Below are 15,715 nucleotides of genomic sequence, written 5' to 3' on the forward strand. Positions count from 1 at the left end.
ACCCCTCCCCAAGCGCGAGCGAAAACCCCCGCCCTAGGTGTTTAACCCGACGAAACTCCCCCGTCGTAATAACCCGCTATTACCTTCTTTTCTGTCAACGCTGCATACTGAAGCGACGCTATGACACGAGTTCCGGCATGACCAAATTCCTTCACCTCATGATTCGCGTTGAATCGCTGGATCCATCCATCGCGTTCTACCGAGACGCGTTCGGCATGCGCGAGTCTCATCGCCTCGACTTCGATACCTTCACGCTCGTTTATCTCCGCGATGCGGAGAGCGGCGCCGAGATAGAACTCACGTTGAACAAAGGCACGACCACGCCTTACACGCACGGCACGGGCTATGGCCACGTTGCATTCGCTGTCGACGACATCGAAGCATTCCGCGACCGTCTGCTAAGCCAGGGCATGCAACCAGGCGACCTGAAATCACTGAGCCACAACGGCGCCATCGCCGCACGCTTTTTCTTCATCACCGATCCCGACGGCTACAAGATCGAGGTGCTATCCAGGGAGGGTCACTACGTATGAACTGACGTTGGCGCTGTACACAATATAAAAGGAGACGAATCATGCCCAAGGCAATCCCCATTGCCATAGTCGCCGCCGAGACCGGCAATGCGACCCCCGTCATATCGTCTGCGCGCGTGAGCCGCAGACACTTCCTCCAAGGTTCCGTCGTGCTGACCGGTTTGCTCGTGGCCGGCACGCCCATCGCCCTGCTTGCGCCAAGCCGCGCCTGGGCGGTGGAACTTAGCCATATCGATCAGAACCAGGCCGACGCCATCATGGTGCTCGCGCGTACCCTCTACCCGCATAAGACGCTGCCGGATGCAGTCTACGCACTCGTGGCCAAGGACGTGGATGCAAAGGCCACCGACCCGAAGACCATCGATGTCATCAAGACCGGCGTGGCGAAACTGAACAATGCTGCGTCCGGTAAATGGAACGACACCGCAAGCCTCTCGGATGCGCAGCGAACCGCCATTGTCGAAGCCAACCAGACCGATCCGTTCGTCCTGCTCGTGCGTGGCCAGTGCGTCACCTCGCTCTATAACAACGAAATGGCGTTTGCCCATTTCGGCTACGAAGGTGAAGCGTTCAGCAAGGGCGGTTACGTGTATCGCGGCTTCAACGACCTGACCTGGCTGCCCAACCCACCCGCCGACGCAAGTCCGCCGGTCGCGTAAAAGTCGGGATAGTGGCGCACATCTGATACTGCCGAGGAGGCAAGCATGGCTAAGTTCGACTACAACGACGACTCCGTTGTCGTGATCGTCGGTTCGGGCGCGGGCGGCGGGACGCTGGCGAACGAGTTATGTCAGAAAGGGGTGAAAGTGGTCGTGCTGGAGGCGGGCAAGCGCCAGTCGTCGGCCACCTTCATCAACGACGAATGGAAGTCCTTCGGGCAACTCGCCTGGACCGATAAACGCACCACGTCAGGCAACTGGCGCGTGGCCAAGGACTTCCCTGAACTGCCGGCGTGGATCTGCAAGACCGTAGGCGGGACGACCACGCACTGGGCGGGCGCGTCGCTGCGGATTCATGAGCACGAGTTCAAGGCGCGTACGACCTATGGTTCCATCGATCAGGCGAACCTGCTCGACTGGCCGATCACGCTTGCCGATCTTGAGCCCTACTACGCACGCGCCGAAGACAAGATGGGCGTCACGCGCACGAACGGCGTTCCGGGTCTGCCGGGCAACAACAACTTCAAGATCTTCTACGACGGCGCAACGAAGGTCGGCTACAAGAACTGCAGTACCGGTCACATGGCGATCAACAGCCGGCCGCGCGCCGGGCGTGGCCGCTGCATGCAGCTCGGCTTCTGTTTCCAGGGCTGCAAGTCGGGCGCGAAATGGTCGACGCTCTATACGGAGATTCCCGCGGGCGAAGCCACGGGCAGGCTCGAATTGCGGCCGGAGTCGCATGTGATGCGCATTGAGACGAACGCGGCCGGCAAGGCCAGCGGCGTGGTCTACCTCGATGCCGACGGCAAACAGCAGCGTCAGCGCGCACGCGTGGTCTGCGTCGCGGGAAACTCGATAGAAACTCCACGCCTGTTATTGCTCTCGGAATCATCGAAGCATCCTGACGGCCTCGCTAACAGCTCGGGCCAGGTGGGACGCAATTACATGCGGCATACCACGGGCTCGGTGTTCGGTGTGTTCAAGGAACCCGTGCATTTTTATCGCGGCACGGTGATGGCCGGCATCGTCACGGACGAAGCCGAGTTCAATCCGAAGCGCGGTTTTGCGGGCGGTTATGAAATGGAGACCATCTCGCTCGGCTTGCCGTTCGCCGCCGCATTCCTGGATCCGGGCGCGTGGGGATCGGACTTCACTTACTATATGGATAACTACGTAAATACCGCCGGCATGTGGATTGTCGGCGAGGACATGCCGCGTGAGACCAACCGTGTCACGCTGAATCACGACGTGAAGGATCAGGTCGGGTTGCCGGTTGCCAACGTCCATTACGACGATCATCCCAATGACATCGCCATGCGCGATCATGCGTTCAAGCAAGGTGAGGCAATCTACGCGGCAGCCGGAGCGGTGAAGACGTTGCGCACGCCGCCCTACCCGTCCACGCACAATCTCGGCACATGCCGGATGAGCGCGAAGGCGAGTGACGGCGTCTGCAACAAGCACGGCCAGACCTTCGACGTACCGAACCTGTTTATCTCCGACGGCAGTCAGTTCACGACCAGCGCGGCCGAAAATCCGACACTGACAATCGTGTCGCTGGCGATCCGGCAATCGGATTACATCGCGGACCAGATGAAACGGCGTAGCATTTAGAGGCTTGCAAAATGAGCCGCAGGAGCCGCCGCCCGGCGGTTCCTTCTTCATTGTGAGGAGCTGTCCATGTGCAGGATTTACGCTCAAACCGATCCCATTCTCTATGAATGCCGCGCGCGCTCGGTGCGCATCAGCGGCGTGACGACAACCATCCGGCTGGAAAACCTGTTCTGGCAGACCTTGTCCGAACTCGCCGCCGACAACGACATGACGACCAACCAGCTCATCGCGAAGTTGCATGAAGAGATCACACAGCATTTGGGCGAAACGACGAATTTTGCGTCGTTCCTGCGCGTCACCTGTCTTCGATATCAAGGGCTGAGGGCGAACGCATCGATGGATTTTCGCAGCCACGTGGCAGCGGCGACGACTGACAAGGTGGCGGGCTGACTAATGACAAAACCGATGGCCGGACGAACATGGGCGATATGGTCTTGCGGGGTACTATTCGCGGCGGTTGGCTTGCCGGCGCAGGCGGCGCCGGACGCTGCGGCCGCCTTGTCGATCGTACAGAAGAATAACTGTCTCTCCTGTCATGCCGTGGATTCGCAGGTCGTCGGGCCGGCGTATCGAGAGATCGCGAAGAAGTATCACGGGGACGCTACGGCGCCCGACAAGCTGTTCGCCAAAGTCCGCAACGGCGGGGCCTTCGTCTGGGGAGAAGTCCCCATGCCGCCTAACCCTAATATCAGCGACGCTGACCTGCATACCGTGATCGCGTGGATTCTCGCCGGCGCGCCGGATAAGTAGGCCGCTGCATCAAGTTCAAGCGCGCTGCCTTTCCATGCAGCGCGCGATATTCCTCCCCTGTCTAGGTAAAACCCCTGATTTCGCGCGACCTCCTCACGCACTACTCTCGCGTCACCGTTAAACAGAACGTAGTTCTATTAGACAGAACGACGTCACGACACGAGACGCCCATAGGAGGGTTCAATGGCAAGCGTGCCAATCGATGCGACACACGGGTCGCCTAATTCAAGCACCGGCGTGGGCGATACGACGTTCGGCATCAATGCGCGCATCGACCGGCTGCCGGCGACGCGTTCCGTCTGGATGCTGGTGTTCCTGCTCTCCATCGGCGGCTGGTTCGAATTCTACGACCTGTTTTTCACCGCGTACGTGGGCCCGGGCCTCGTCAAAAGCGGCCTCTATTCCACGACAACAGCGTCCTTCTTCGGCGTCTCGGGACTCGGGGCGTTCGTGGCTGCATCGTTTGCGGGACTGTTCATCGGTACGTTCTTCCTCGCAGGCCTCGCCGATAAATACGGCCGCCGCACGGTCTTCACCGTCTCGCTGCTCTGGTACTCCGCGGCAACGCTGATCATGGCGCTGCAAACCACCGCGCCCTCAATCAACCTGTGGCGGCTGATTGCAGGCATCGGCGTGGGCGTCGAGTTGGTAACCATCGATACCTACGTGAGCGAGCTCGTCCCCAAACATCTGCGCGGCCGCGCCTTCGCGTTCGTGCACCTGGTTCAATATTCGGCGGTGCCCTCGGTCGCGTTTCTAGCGTGGTGGCTCGTGCCGCAAAAGCCCTTCGGTCTGGACGGGTGGCGCTGGGTGGTGATCATCGGCGCGCTGGGTGCGATCGTGGTCTGGGCGATCCGCCGGCGCGTGCCTGAAAGTCCGCGTTGGCTCGCGCAACAAGGCCGCACGGCGGAAGCGGAGACGGTGCTGCAAGCGATCGAGGCCAAGGTCGCTGCGCAGTACGGACGCGCGTTACCGACGCCGGTCGCAACCGTCGAGCCGGCGACAACGAAAGCCGCGTTCCGCGAAATCTGGCAGCCGCCGTATCGCAAGCGCGCGATCACGATGCTCGTCTTCAATTTCTTCCAGGCAATCGGGTTCTACGGCTTTGCATCCTGGGTGCCGACGCTGCTCGTCTCCAAGGGCGTCACGATCACGCATAGCTTGCTGTACTCGTTCGTCATCGCGATCTCGAATCCGTTTGGACCGCTCATCGGGATGGCGATTGCGGACCGGATCGAACGGAAGACGCTGATCGTGTTATCGGCGTTCGGCATCGTAGTGTTCGGCAGCTTGTTCGCCACCCAGACATCGCCGGTCATGCTGATGATCCTCGGCGTGCTGATCACGCTCTGCGGGACGTTGCTTTCCGTCGGGTATCACGCTTACCAGACCGAGCTGTTCCCCACGCGCCTGCGTGCTCGCGCCGTCGGTTTCGTCTATTCCATCTCGCGTCTTTCAGCCATGTTTTCCGGCTTCATGATCGCGTTCGCACTGCGCCACTTCGAAGTGACCGGCGTGTTCGCTCTGATCAGCGTATCGATGGTGATGGTGATGGGCGCGATCGGCATCTTCGGCCCGCGTACCAACAACCGCAATCTCGATGAAATTTCGCAATGAACATGAGGTTTTGACATGACGCTTCCGTTAACTGGCGTGCGGGTGCTGGATTTATCGAATGTATTGGCCGGGCCGTTCTGCGCGTATCAACTCGCGCTGCTCGGCGCGGAAGTGATCAAGGTCGAGCATCCGGAAGGCGGTGATCTGGCCAGACGCCTGGGCGCCGATAAAGACGCGTCGGCGCGCGACATGGGTGCGTCGTTCGTGGCCGTCAACGCAGGCAAGCAGTCGATCACGCTGAACCTGAAAGATGCGCGCGGCAAGGAGATCCTGCGCTCGCTCGTGAAGACGGCGGACGTGCTCGTGGAGAACTTCCGGCCCGGCGTGATGACGCGCTTGGATCTTGGTTACGAGGCCTTAAGCGAGATCAATCCAAAGCTCGTCTATTGCGCGATCTCTGGTTTTGGTAAGGATGGCGAATTTTCGAAGCGGCCGGCATACGACCAGATCATCCAGGGCATTTCCGGCGTGATGAGCGTAACGGGCGATGCCGAGAGCGCGCCTCTACGCGTGGGATATCCGGTCTCGGATACGGTCGGTGGCCTGACTGCAGCGTTCGGCATTTGCGCCGCGTTAGTCGATGCCCGCGCGAATGGTCGCGGCAGAATGCTCGATGTATCGATGCTCGAAGCCACGCTCTCCACCATGGGCTGGGTCGTGTCGAACTACCTGAACGCCGGTGTGACGCCCGCGCCGATGGGCAACGAGAACTTCACCGCCGCGCCATCGGGCACGTTCAAGACGGGCGACGGTTTGCTGAACATCGCGGCGAATGAAACGAAGCAGTTCGTGAGTTTGTGCCGCTTGATCGGGCGGCCGGATCTCTCCGATGATCCGCGCTTTTCCGAGCGCAACACGCGCAAGGTGAATCGTGCCGCGTTGAAGGCGGAGATTGAAGAAGCGTTGGCGACAGACAGCGCGATGAACTGGGATGCGAAGTTTACCGAGGCCGGCGTGCCGGTTGGGCGCGTGATGTCGGTGCCGGAAATCCTCGCGCATCCGCATCTGGTATCGCGTGAATTCGTGCACGAGTTCAACAGCGACGACGCCACGACCCGGCAACGCGTCACCCGTGCAGGCTTCCGTTTCTCCGATGCCGACACCGCGCCCTCCACCCCCGCACCGACCTTGTCCGCCAACACGCGCGAGCATCTTGCAACGCTCGGTTTCGACGACACACAGATCGACGCACTGCGCGCCGAAGGAGTGATCTGAACATGACGCAAACTTTTGACGCCGCCACGCTCGCTGCAGATTACTGGAGCACATCGATCATCGATATCCATCCGGGATCGATCAAAGTTCGCGGCTTTCCGATTCAGGAGCTGATCGGCGCGGTCAGCTTCCCGCAGATGATCTGGCTGATGCTGCGTGGCGAACTGCCGGATAAAGCGCAGGCGGCTTTGTTTGAAGCGGCGCTCGTGGCGTCGGTGGATCATGGCCCGCACGCGCCGTCCATCGCCATCTCGCGCATGGCGACGAGCTGCGGCTTGCCGCTGAATGGCGCGATGGCGTCGGCGATCAATGCACTCGACGATGTCCACGGTGGCGCGGGCCAGCAAGCGGTCGAGCTATACGATGCAATCGTCGCGCTCGAAGACTCAGGCGCCACGTTAAGCGACGCCGTGGCGCAAGGCGTGGATGCGTTCATCGAAACGAAGGGCAAGTATCTGCCTGGCTTCGGGCATCGTTTTCATCCCGTGGATCCGCGTGCGGTCAAGCTGCTCGCCCTGGTCGATGCCAGCGTCGAACAAGGCGCAATCAGCGGACGATACGCGGCGGTCGCACGCGCTATTGAAGCGTTACTGCATCAGCGGAAAAACAAGCCCGTGCCGATGAACATCGACGGCGCAACGGCCGTGATCTACGCGGAACTCGGCTTCGCGCCGGAGTTGGCGCGTGGGGTGTTTTGCTTATCGCGTGCGGTCGGGATCCTGTCGCATGCGTGGGAACAACGCGGGCGCAACGAGCGCAATAAAGGTCCGATGCCGCGTCAGATGGCCTACAAATATACGGGCAAGCCCGAGCGTCATTTGCCTTGAACCTCGGCCGTGTGGCGTTGCGCGTTGCGCAACGCGCGCGCGTCGCCGCCGAGTGCATCGGTTGCACGGGCGGCGCAGTCGAACAACGCGCCAAGGTTGCGCGCAACGAATGCCTGATCGATCCGTGAGCTCGGACCCGCGAGCGTCAACACGCCGCGCACGGTTTGGCGCACGCCGAAGACGGGCATCGACATGCCGGCTGTCTCGCGATCACGTTCGCCCATGGAGACACAGTAAAAGTCGTCGCGAATGCGCTCAAACACTTCGCCTTCAGCGCCGCCGAACGCGAGCAGCGCCAAACCTCCCGACCCGCTTTCCAGCGGCAGCACATCGCCTTCGCGCACGTGATAACGCACCGCATGCGTCGAATCCACACGATGCAAACACACGCGCACAGCTTCGTCACGCACATAGAACGACACGCTTTCGCCGCTGATTTCGGCGAGCTCGCGCATCAGCGGGACGAGGATATCGCCGAGATTTAGACTGCGTTGATACAACGCGCCAAGCATGAAAGTGGCTGCGCCGAGCTGATAGCGGCCGTCGTCGAGACGCAGCAGCAAGCGGTGCTGGATCAGCGCGCCTGCGAGGCGAAGCAGCGTGCTTTTATAGAGCCCGGTACGCGCCGCGAGCTCGGCGAGCGTCAGCGACCCATCGTCCGGCTTGAACGCGAACAGGATCGCGCAAGCACGGTCGATGACGGCAACGCCTTCGCTCTCTTTCGGGCCAGCTTTGATCTCAGGCGTTTGCATGGTTAAGTGACGTGGGCGAAGCGTCTTGTGTTTGTATCGAAGAGGAATTTTACGCGATGCCGGGCGCGTCTCATACGGTTCATATAAGAGGCCGGAAGCCCCCTTCCCTGCGGAACCCGCCTTGATGAATTTCAAAAGTGCTTCGATCGGGCGATGGCAGATGACAAATTTGCAGGCGTCCGGCGGGTCAGATTGTTAGTTGCTTTTTAGGGAGATAGCGCAGCGTGCGGAGCGTTGGAATACGTGGCAGCATTTACGTGTCGAACGGAATTCGCCAATCTCGTGGAGAACGCGCATGGACGACCGGAAGCTCCTGGCACGCACGCCCTCACTCGCTATTGCCTACACCGAGTCCGGACCGGCCGACGGGCCGCCCGTCATGCTGCTGCACGGCTGGCCCGATGCCGCGCGCGCCTGGGCGCCCGTGGCGGCACGCCTCGCCGCAGCGGGTTTTCGAGCGATTGTTCCGGACTTGCGCGGCGCCGGCGACACGCGCTTTCTGTCGGCCGACACGGTACGCGACGGTTCCGGTGTAGCGCTCGCGCAAGACGTGATCGATCTCGCCGATGTCCTGGGAATCGATCGTTTCGATGTCGTCGGCCACGACTGGGGCGCACGCGCGGCCTACACGCTAGCGGCGTTGTTTCCCGGGCGCATTGGGCGTATCGCGGCACTCGCACTGGCATTCCAGCCGAACGGCGCGTTCGAATTGCCCCACTTCTCGCAAGCGCGGAAGTTTTGGTATCAATGGTTCATGGCACTCGATGCCGCTCCCGCTGCAGTCGCCGCCGATCCGAAAGGTTTCGCGCGTTTGCAATGGGATACATGGTCCCCGCCCGGCTGGTTCGACGATGACGAATTCACTCGCACCGCCGCCGCCTTCGATAACCCCGACTGGGTGCCCATCACGCTCAACGGTTATCGGCGGCGCTGGCGTCAGGGCGAAGGTTCCGATCCGGCGTATGCCTCGCTGCGGGAGAAACTGGCGATCATCGACCAACTTTCGACACCCACGCTGATGATCCAGGGCGGCGCCGATTTCTGCGATGAACCGGCTTTATCGGAAGGGATGGAGGGGCATTTCACGGGCGGGTATCGGCGAGTCGTGCTGGATGGTGTGGGGCACTTTCCGCCTCGCGAAGCGCCCGACGCGGTGGCGGATCTGGTGATCGCGCATCTGCGTAGTGACTAAGCGCTGATGTATTGATCCGTGGACAGCATGGTTGCATAGGCGAAGCCAAGCGCTGCCATGAAGGCCGCGTGCACGTGGGCGGCAGGAACCTTGACGCCGTCGAACTCCATATCGAGCGTAGCAACGGCATCGTGTATAACCGTCGCCTTGTAGCCAAAGTCGACAGATGCCCGCGTGATCGCGTCCACACACATGTGGCTCATTGCTCCGGCGATAACCACTTCCTCGATACCATTGGTATCCAGAATATTCTTGAGATCAGTGTCACGAAAGGCATTGATTTGATGTTTCAAGACCACGTGCTCCCCTTCCCTATTAACCACTTGCGGAGCGATCGCGGCACCTTCGGAACCTGCAACGAAAAACGCCGCGTCGCTCTTCGGGGACTCATGGCGAACGTGCACGACGAGATGCCCGGCGGCACGTGCTGATTGAAGAAGGCGCGCCGCATTGGCGGCAGCGGCCTCGATGCCCGTCAATGTCCATTTCCCACCTGGGAAGTAATCGTTCTGCAGGTCTACGATGATAAGTGCGCGCTTGGTCATATCCATCTCCTGGTATTGACGAGAAATCCGATCGTTCTCTGAGACTCAAGAGTAAGCTTTCGCGATTGTTTGGCGAATTGGCAGGACTGACAAAAGACGAGGTAAAACTGACAATGGCAAAGAAAATTGCGCCCGTGGAGATCGCGTTGCTGATATACCCGGGCAGCCAGCTTGCTGCCGTTCATGGGCTGACAGATCTGTTTCACATTGCAGAGCGTTTATTTCAGCGGTCAAAGCCGCCGCAAAAAAGTGTTGGGCACCCCATGCTCAGGGTAAGTCACATTCAGTTCGATGCTGGCAGCTCTTCCCCACCGTGGGCAGATAGCGCCCCTGATTTCGTGATTGTTCCTCCCTCACTCGATGGACTGCCCACCGGCGATGCGTTCGCTCCTATCGTGCAATGGCTGAACGACTGTCATGCGAGAGGCGCGGTGCTGGCGTCCGTTTGTGTCGGGACATTTCTTCTCGCGCAGACCGGCCTGCTCGCGAGGCGCTCAGCGACAACGCATTGGTCGCAGGCGCAGCTCCTTGCTGAGCGCTTTCCAGAGATCCACGTCGATGCTGACAAACTCCTCATTGACGATGGTGACATCCTCACCGCGGGCGGCTTGATGGCATGGCCCGATTTGGGACTCAGGATAGTCGACCGCCTGCTCGGTTCTGCAGCGATGGTGGAAACCGCCCGTTTTCTTTTGGTCGATCCCCCGGGGCGAGAGCAACGCTATTACAGCGCCTTCTCCCCGAAGCTCAATCACGGCGACAAAACGATTCTTGAAGTGCAGCACTGGTTACAGAAGGGTGGCGACGAGCATCCCACCGTTGCTTCAATGGCTCAGCGCGCCGCGTTAGAGGAAAGGACATTTCTTCGTCGATTTCAGAAGGCGACCGGTCTTCGCCCGACAGAGTATTGCCAGCATCTTCGGGTTGGCAAAGCACGTGAGATGCTTGAAACCAGCCAACAATCGTTCGACCAGGTTGCCTGGAAAGTGGGTTATGAGGACGTCGGATCATTTCGAAAAATCTTCATCCGGCTTACCGGACTGTCTCCAGGCGATTACAGAAAGCGCTTTCGAACGCAAAGCGAAGGTGTCTAGCTATAACTCATGCAGTTGCAAGCACACTCGCGTTTGCGCAACAGAGTGGCCGTATCGATCGCAGATACACAGATCGAAACTTTTCATCTCTTTGTTGACGCGACAGTTGAAAACGATTATCGGTCGGAAGCTGAGAGGAAGGGACTGCATTGTCGACCGAACCCTTTTCACGAAGCGAGTGAGCTATGTTCCGCTTTTCCCGGATCAAACATGCGGCTGGCGTTCAATGGGTTCGTCCCGTCATCCTGATTGTGGCGAGTTTATTGGTTTGCGAAGAATCCAGCGCCACTGAAGGGGGATTGGGGCGGCCAGTTGCCGGAGCCAGCGTCATGCCTGACGGCGGCGTCGTTTCACCCGAGCCTCTCACTATTGTGAATCTTAGCGAGATCTATCTCGACGGTTCGATCGGCGCGAATAGAGAAGTGCCCATTGCGGGCAAGACCTCATTGGGCATTGACGGTCAGGTGGCGTTTACCCTCGCGACGCTGATGAAGGTATGGGACACGCATACCGGCGCGTGGAATTTTGCCTCCAGCATCACGCTGCCGTATGTCTGGACCAAGGTCGATGCGTCCCTCGGTGTAGGCGCACGACAAGCAAGTACATCGGACAGAGCCTCGAATCTATTTGATCTTTACTTCACACCTGTCATTGCCGGGTACCACATCACCAAGGTCGATCATGTCGCGTTCAGCTTCAATATCTGGGCCCCGACGGGTCAATACGATCCGAACGCGCTCGCTAACCCGAGCCTGAACAACTGGACATTCATTCCCCAGGTCGCGTACACGCGGATTTTTCCAGAATGGGGTTTCCAGATCGACGCCGTGTTGGGTGTGCAGTTCTACACCCGGAATACAGCAACTGATTATCAGAATGCGCCGTTGCTCACCTTCGACATCATGGCGCTCAAGCACCTTCCGCACGGCATTAGTGCCGGTCTGATTATCGGCACTGTGCAGCAACTGGGGAACGACAGCGGCCCGACCGCGGACAAGCTCAACGGTTTCAGAGGTCACGATCTGGCCATAGGCCCAATCGTGACGTACGACACCAAATTGAATGGCAAGACACCGCTCTCGCTCAGCGCGCGCTGGGTGCCCACCGTCAGCAGCCAGAACCGGCTGTCGAGCACGCGCACCTTCATGGTCAGCGGGGCAATTGCTTTTTGAACTCCACGGTCTGCTTCTGGTGGATGTGCCGGTCAACGGCCTCCTCCCCATCAGCCTCTACAACACTGACGGCTACTACACGTTCACGCTCTCCTCGATAGCTTGCTCGATGATCGATAGCCCTCTATCGACCTCAGCCTCTGCAATGGTAAGTGGTGGAGCGAGGCGGAAGACATCTCCGAGTCCCGGCAACTGGACAATATTCATGTGCAAGCCGAGCTCGAGGCAGCGACGTGTGATGGCGGCTGACAGACCCGGCGCCGGAGTTTTCGCTGACCGGTCGCCCACGATTTCAATCCCGATCATCAGCCCACGTCCACGCACATCGCCTATGCATTCGAAGCGGCGTTGAAGCGTCTCCAGACCATCGCGCAAATGCGACCCCATTTTAGCTGCGCGTTCAACCAGTCCATCCCGCTCGATGATCTCGACGACCTTGAGGCCGACAGCGGCCGGCATGGGATCCGACACATGCGTCGTGTAAAAGAGGAACCCGCGTTCGTATGCCTGACTCTCGATTTCCTGAGTTGTCAGCACGGCAGCCAGTGGCAGTCCCGCGCCGAGCGTCTTGGACAAGGTCAGGATGTCGGGCACTACGTCGTCGTGCTCGCACGCGAACATCGTTCCAGTTCTGCCCATGCCGGTCTGGGCTTCGTCCACGATCAACAGCATGCCGCGCTCGACACACTTCTCCTTTAGCGCGCGCATATATCCTTGCGGCAGTTCAATCAGGCCACCCGAGCTCAGGATTGGCTCAGCGATGAACGCCGCAAGGCTGCCGCTTGACTGCCTGTCGATCAGGTCGAATGCATAGTCGAGTTCAGCCGTCCAATCATAGGCGCCGTTGCGCTCGAACCGTGGCCGGTACGGATAGGGGGCCGGAATGGCAAAGGACCCCACGGCGGCCGGACCGTAGCCCTTGCGGCCGGCGCTGTAAGTGGCCGAAGCCGCACCGCCGGTCATGCCATGCCACGATTGAGCGAAGCTCACTATCTCGTGGCGGCCGGTGACGAGCTTCGCCATCTTGATCGCTGCTTCGTTGGCTTCGCCACCGGTGCTGAGCAGCAACGACCGTTCAAGTCCTGCAGGCGCGATGCCGGCGAGCCGGGTTGCCAGGTCGACTACCGGGCGCGAGAGCATCCCGCTGAAAAGGTGGGTGAGATTGCGTGCGCTTTCGGCAATGACGTCGGCGATTTCCGGATGAGAGTGGCCGAGGATGGCGCTCATCTGTCCCGAGGTGAAATCGAGTATCGCGCGGCCCGTGGAATCATAGACATGACTGCCGCTGGCACGCTCGATAATGACGGGCGAGAATGTACCGCCGTAGCGGATCAGGTGCCGCTGAGCGTTTGACCAAAAGTCCCGATCGGTTTGTGCTGACATGACTGTGTCCAGAGTAGAGGGCGGATGTGCTGCAGGTCAATGTAAGCGAACTAAACCGGTGGGTGGAAATGAAAAGTTGTCATGCCTGCCATTCGAGGAGCTGATGCCATCATGTTGCAGCTGGAATTCGATTTGCTCAGGACGTTCGTAGCAATAGCCAATGCCGGATCGCTTACGCGCGCGGCGGCGGAAGTCGGCCGCACGCAATCCGCGATCAGCATGCAGCTCAAGCGGATCGAAGAGATCGTCGATGGCGCGGTGCTGGTGCGTACCGCACGCGGCGTGGAACTGACGTCGCGCGGAGATCGACTCTTGTCGCACGCCCGAAGGCTGGTGCGAGCGCATGACGAAGCACTGGTCGATGTGACCGGTCGCGGGATGACCGGTTCGATTCGGCTCGGATGCCCCGAGGACTATTGCACAGAGTTCCTTCCGGTCGTGCTACGCGCGATAGCGGCGCAGCATCCGCGGGTTGCACTGGAAGTCGTATGTGCACCTACGCCCTTGCTCGAGAAAATGCTCGATGCACGTCGCCTGGATGTGGCATTGATATCGCTCGCCCCGGAAGGGAATCTGGAACGCGTGATTCGCTGGGAGGACCTGGTGTGGATTGCATCGCAAGACTTCTACCCGCCAAGCGATGGACCTCTGCAAATAGCCTTGTCGGTGCCTGAAACGCTCGACCATCAGGCGGCGCGACGTGCGCTCGAAAGTGCCAATGTCAGCTACCGCGTGGCTTATGAGAGCGTCAGCAAGGATGGGCTGCTGGCAATCGTGAGGGCGGGGATAGCGGTCGCCGTGCTGACGAGAGGAGCGGTTCCTGCGGATTTGCGGATCATGCCCGTTGGCGAGATGCTTCCGCCGCTTCCGCATGTTGGCATTGCCGTCGTTTCGTATTCGGGTACGGCCGATTCGCTTCTTGTAGAGAGCGTGAAGGACGTCATGACCCGCACCTTGAGAACCATGTCCCCGCTTTTGTCCTGACGTATTCCGACGGGCTCAATGCTTGCGCAACCCGTTCGAGCCACCTGCGAACGCTTCGGGCGCACAGCTATAATCGTGCTCAAACGTGGCCAGGGAAGTTTTATCCGTGAAAAAAATCGCTGTTTGTGCGCTCGTTGCGCTTGTACTCACTGCTTGCTCGTCTCCCGAAAAGGAAGCGGCGCAAGCCCAGAAATTCGTCCATAACGAAGCCAGCCTTGCCGACGCTCAACGCAATGCCGCAGTCGATTGCGACGCGGCCAACTGCGACGCCGCCTGGGCGCTTACAAAACGTTATATTGAACAGTATTCCGACACGTCCGTGACGCGCGCAGACGCGGTCGCAATCGACACCGACGTACCCTCCGGTTCGGGTAAGGCCAGCTTTTCGGCGACCCGCGCTGCGAAAGGTGCGGGCTCAACGCTAACCCTCTTTGCGCAGTGCCGCGGTATGTATGGACCGGACAACGCGAAAGGTTCGGACTACGACAAGTGTGCCGAGAAAATCATCAAGACCCAGAATGGATATGTAACGTTTCTCAGAGCACATGCGTCTGGTCAGTAAAGGGCGTTAAGTGTTCGCCACGGCGGCCACTTGTCGGCAGGCAACCATGCCTGGCTTGTCCGTGAGATCAGACCTTCTCGCAGATAGCCTGGATTCACGGCATGGGCGCCGCACACAGCGGGTGTACAGTCACGAAGCGTGCTCGCGGCGCGGTTAATTCGTCTGCGTCACTCGAGCCCTCATCGGAGCCGCTTGCCCATGCAAAATCAAAGTGTGTCCGTCACCTCCGTCGCGTTGCCGGCCAGTTCACGCGTCACGCGCATTTATGCGCATCCGAACCTCGCGGACGCCTACACCATCCGCTTGCCGGACAACGCCACCACCGATCCCGAGCTACTCGCCCGATTCATGTTTTCGCATCAGCCGGCATGGGTTGGAAAGCTCTTGCGAATACGCGACGCGCTCGTTGCCGGGTTTGGCCTCAAGACAGCGAAGGGCCTGGAGGAATCCGCACGCACCGAGCGGGACAAGCACGTCTCCATTTTCAGGATCTACGAGCGCACCGTCGATGAGATCGTCCTCGGCGAGGACGACAAACATCTCGACTTCAGGGTGTCGGTGTTCCAGGAGACGAGAGGAGATGTCGCGGATGGCGGGCGTTACCTGACGGTATCGACTGTCGTTCAATGCCACAATCTTTTAGGGCGTACCTACATCCTGCTGATCAGGCCATTCCATGAAATGGTGGTTCGATCAAGCATGCGCAGCGCTGCGCGTATTGGCTGGCCTAATGGCTCCTGAGCCGGCTCGGGCTTGACGTTTCGCAACACATCGGCGATTGCGCCACAAGATCCGCTTTCGCGGATGCGAAACCAT

17 protein-coding genes are annotated in these 15,715 nt (G+C 59.8%); 14 read left to right on the top strand and 3 right to left on the bottom strand.

The features are described from left to right. Positions 1 to 137 precede the first annotated feature (137 nt). The 8 genes from FH08_RS0121305 (at position 138) to FH08_RS0121340 (ending at position 7,215) form a co-directional block, all read left to right on the top strand. Positions 138 to 533 carry a VOC family protein gene (locus FH08_RS0121305; RefSeq protein WP_031360299.1) on the top strand — a complete coding sequence of 132 codons (396 nt, stop codon included), beginning with the start codon at positions 138 to 140 and terminating at the stop codon, positions 531 to 533. Between the two features lie 41 nt (positions 534 to 574). Then, entirely contained in the window at positions 575 to 1,192 is a 618-nt protein-coding gene (locus tag FH08_RS0121310) for a twin-arginine translocation signal domain-containing protein (RefSeq protein ID WP_051888417.1), read from the top strand. A 45-nt stretch (positions 1,193 to 1,237) separates the two neighbouring features. Then, positions 1,238 to 2,806, top strand: coding sequence for a GMC family oxidoreductase (locus tag FH08_RS0121315; protein WP_031360301.1), 1,569 nt, complete (start codon positions 1,238 to 1,240; stop codon positions 2,804 to 2,806). Between the two features lie 66 nt (positions 2,807 to 2,872). Continuing rightward, complete coding sequence (locus tag FH08_RS0121320) at positions 2,873 to 3,196, top strand: ribbon-helix-helix domain-containing protein (RefSeq protein ID WP_031360302.1); 324 nt, start codon at positions 2,873 to 2,875, stop codon at positions 3,194 to 3,196. A gap of 15 nt (positions 3,197 to 3,211) precedes the next feature. Further along, on the top strand, positions 3,212 to 3,556 hold the full coding sequence (locus tag FH08_RS0121325; RefSeq protein WP_051888431.1) for a c-type cytochrome: 345 nt from the start codon (positions 3,212 to 3,214) through the stop codon (positions 3,554 to 3,556). A 183-nt stretch (positions 3,557 to 3,739) separates the two neighbouring features. Further along, positions 3,740 to 5,173, top strand: a complete 1,434-nt coding sequence (locus tag FH08_RS0121330; RefSeq protein WP_031360304.1) for an MFS transporter — start codon at positions 3,740 to 3,742, stop codon at positions 5,171 to 5,173. 15 nt (positions 5,174 to 5,188) lie between these two features. Continuing rightward, positions 5,189 to 6,388 (top strand): CaiB/BaiF CoA transferase family protein, encoded by a 1,200-nt coding sequence (locus FH08_RS0121335; protein WP_031360305.1) that lies wholly within the window; start codon positions 5,189 to 5,191, stop codon positions 6,386 to 6,388. Positions 6,389 to 6,390: 2 nt separating this feature from the next. After that, positions 6,391 to 7,215, top strand: coding sequence for a citryl-CoA lyase (locus FH08_RS0121340; RefSeq protein WP_031360306.1), 825 nt, complete (start codon positions 6,391 to 6,393; stop codon positions 7,213 to 7,215). On the opposite strand, the gene FH08_RS0121345 is transcribed toward FH08_RS0121340, so the two are convergent. Beyond that, on the bottom strand, positions 7,203 to 7,967 hold the full coding sequence (locus FH08_RS0121345) for an IclR family transcriptional regulator (RefSeq protein ID WP_031360307.1): 765 nt from the start codon (positions 7,965 to 7,967) through the stop codon (positions 7,203 to 7,205). The genes FH08_RS0121340 and FH08_RS0121345 overlap by 13 nt on opposite strands. A 295-nt stretch (positions 7,968 to 8,262) precedes the next feature. Between FH08_RS0121345 and FH08_RS0121350 the strand changes: the two genes are divergently transcribed. Beyond that, positions 8,263 to 9,159, top strand: a complete 897-nt coding sequence (locus FH08_RS0121350; RefSeq protein ID WP_031360308.1) for an alpha/beta fold hydrolase — start codon at positions 8,263 to 8,265, stop codon at positions 9,157 to 9,159. Here the strand turns inward: FH08_RS0121350 and FH08_RS0121355 are convergent. Further along, on the bottom strand, positions 9,156 to 9,704 hold the full coding sequence (locus tag FH08_RS0121355; protein WP_031360309.1) for a cysteine hydrolase family protein: 549 nt from the start codon (positions 9,702 to 9,704) through the stop codon (positions 9,156 to 9,158). The genes FH08_RS0121350 and FH08_RS0121355 overlap by 4 nt on opposite strands. A 113-nt stretch (positions 9,705 to 9,817) precedes the next feature. On the opposite strand from FH08_RS0121355, the gene FH08_RS0121360 reads away from it, so the two are divergent. Together FH08_RS0121360 and FH08_RS0121365 are read left to right on the top strand one after the other, a co-directional pair. Beyond that, complete coding sequence (locus FH08_RS0121360; RefSeq protein ID WP_031360310.1) at positions 9,818 to 10,798, top strand: GlxA family transcriptional regulator; 981 nt, start codon at positions 9,818 to 9,820, stop codon at positions 10,796 to 10,798. A gap of 185 nt (positions 10,799 to 10,983) precedes the next feature. After that, positions 10,984 to 11,970: a SphA family protein gene (locus FH08_RS0121365; protein WP_081889531.1), complete on the top strand. Its 987-nt coding sequence runs from the start codon at positions 10,984 to 10,986 to the stop codon at positions 11,968 to 11,970. A 75-nt stretch (positions 11,971 to 12,045) separates the two neighbouring features. Here the strand turns inward: FH08_RS0121365 and FH08_RS0121370 are convergent, their stop codons facing one another. Further along, positions 12,046 to 13,353: an aspartate aminotransferase family protein gene (locus tag FH08_RS0121370; RefSeq protein ID WP_031360312.1), complete on the bottom strand. Its 1,308-nt coding sequence runs from the start codon at positions 13,351 to 13,353 to the stop codon at positions 12,046 to 12,048. A gap of 111 nt (positions 13,354 to 13,464) precedes the next feature. Between FH08_RS0121370 and FH08_RS0121375 the strand changes: the two genes are divergently transcribed. From FH08_RS0121375 to FH08_RS0121385, 3 genes are all read left to right on the top strand, one after another. After that, complete coding sequence (locus FH08_RS0121375) at positions 13,465 to 14,337, top strand: LysR family transcriptional regulator (RefSeq protein ID WP_235210438.1); 873 nt, start codon at positions 13,465 to 13,467, stop codon at positions 14,335 to 14,337. 106 nt (positions 14,338 to 14,443) lie between these two features. Beyond that, complete coding sequence (locus FH08_RS0121380) at positions 14,444 to 14,899, top strand: hypothetical protein (RefSeq protein ID WP_031360314.1); 456 nt, start codon at positions 14,444 to 14,446, stop codon at positions 14,897 to 14,899. A 198-nt stretch (positions 14,900 to 15,097) separates the two neighbouring features. Continuing rightward, complete coding sequence (locus tag FH08_RS0121385; protein WP_031360315.1) at positions 15,098 to 15,640, top strand: DUF2867 domain-containing protein; 543 nt, start codon at positions 15,098 to 15,100, stop codon at positions 15,638 to 15,640. Positions 15,641 to 15,715 lie beyond the last annotated feature (75 nt).

This window comes from Caballeronia sordidicola, from assembly GCF_000729995.1.
GTDB classification, from domain to species: Bacteria; Pseudomonadota; Gammaproteobacteria; order Burkholderiales; family Burkholderiaceae; genus Caballeronia; species Caballeronia sordidicola_A.

Coding starts and splice junctions, on each gene's coding strand:
- FH08_RS0121385 (WP_031360315.1), top strand. CDS start 15,098: ATGCAAAATCAAAGTGTGTCCGTCACCTCCGTCGCGTTGCCGGCCAGT.
- FH08_RS0121370 (WP_031360312.1), bottom strand. CDS start 13,353: ATGTCAGCACAAACCGATCGGGACTTTTGGTCAAACGCTCAGCGGCAC.
- FH08_RS0121355 (WP_031360309.1), bottom strand. CDS start 9,704: ATGACCAAGCGCGCACTTATCATCGTAGACCTGCAGAACGATTACTTC.
- FH08_RS0121335 (WP_031360305.1), top strand. CDS start 5,189: ATGACGCTTCCGTTAACTGGCGTGCGGGTGCTGGATTTATCGAATGTA.
- FH08_RS0121365 (WP_081889531.1), top strand. CDS start 10,984: ATGTTCCGCTTTTCCCGGATCAAACATGCGGCTGGCGTTCAATGGGTT.
- FH08_RS0121360 (WP_031360310.1), top strand. CDS start 9,818: ATGGCAAAGAAAATTGCGCCCGTGGAGATCGCGTTGCTGATATACCCG.
- FH08_RS0121315 (WP_031360301.1), top strand. CDS start 1,238: ATGGCTAAGTTCGACTACAACGACGACTCCGTTGTCGTGATCGTCGGT.
- FH08_RS0121320 (WP_031360302.1), top strand. CDS start 2,873: ATGTGCAGGATTTACGCTCAAACCGATCCCATTCTCTATGAATGCCGC.
- FH08_RS0121305 (WP_031360299.1), top strand. CDS start 138: ATGACCAAATTCCTTCACCTCATGATTCGCGTTGAATCGCTGGATCCA.
- FH08_RS0121340 (WP_031360306.1), top strand. CDS start 6,391: ATGACGCAAACTTTTGACGCCGCCACGCTCGCTGCAGATTACTGGAGC.
- FH08_RS0121345 (WP_031360307.1), bottom strand. CDS start 7,967: ATGCAAACGCCTGAGATCAAAGCTGGCCCGAAAGAGAGCGAAGGCGTT.
- FH08_RS0121350 (WP_031360308.1), top strand. CDS start 8,263: ATGGACGACCGGAAGCTCCTGGCACGCACGCCCTCACTCGCTATTGCC.
- FH08_RS0121375 (WP_235210438.1), top strand. CDS start 13,465: ATGTTGCAGCTGGAATTCGATTTGCTCAGGACGTTCGTAGCAATAGCC.
- FH08_RS0121330 (WP_031360304.1), top strand. CDS start 3,740: ATGGCAAGCGTGCCAATCGATGCGACACACGGGTCGCCTAATTCAAGC.
- FH08_RS0121325 (WP_051888431.1), top strand. CDS start 3,212: ATGGCCGGACGAACATGGGCGATATGGTCTTGCGGGGTACTATTCGCG.
- FH08_RS0121310 (WP_051888417.1), top strand. CDS start 575: ATGCCCAAGGCAATCCCCATTGCCATAGTCGCCGCCGAGACCGGCAAT.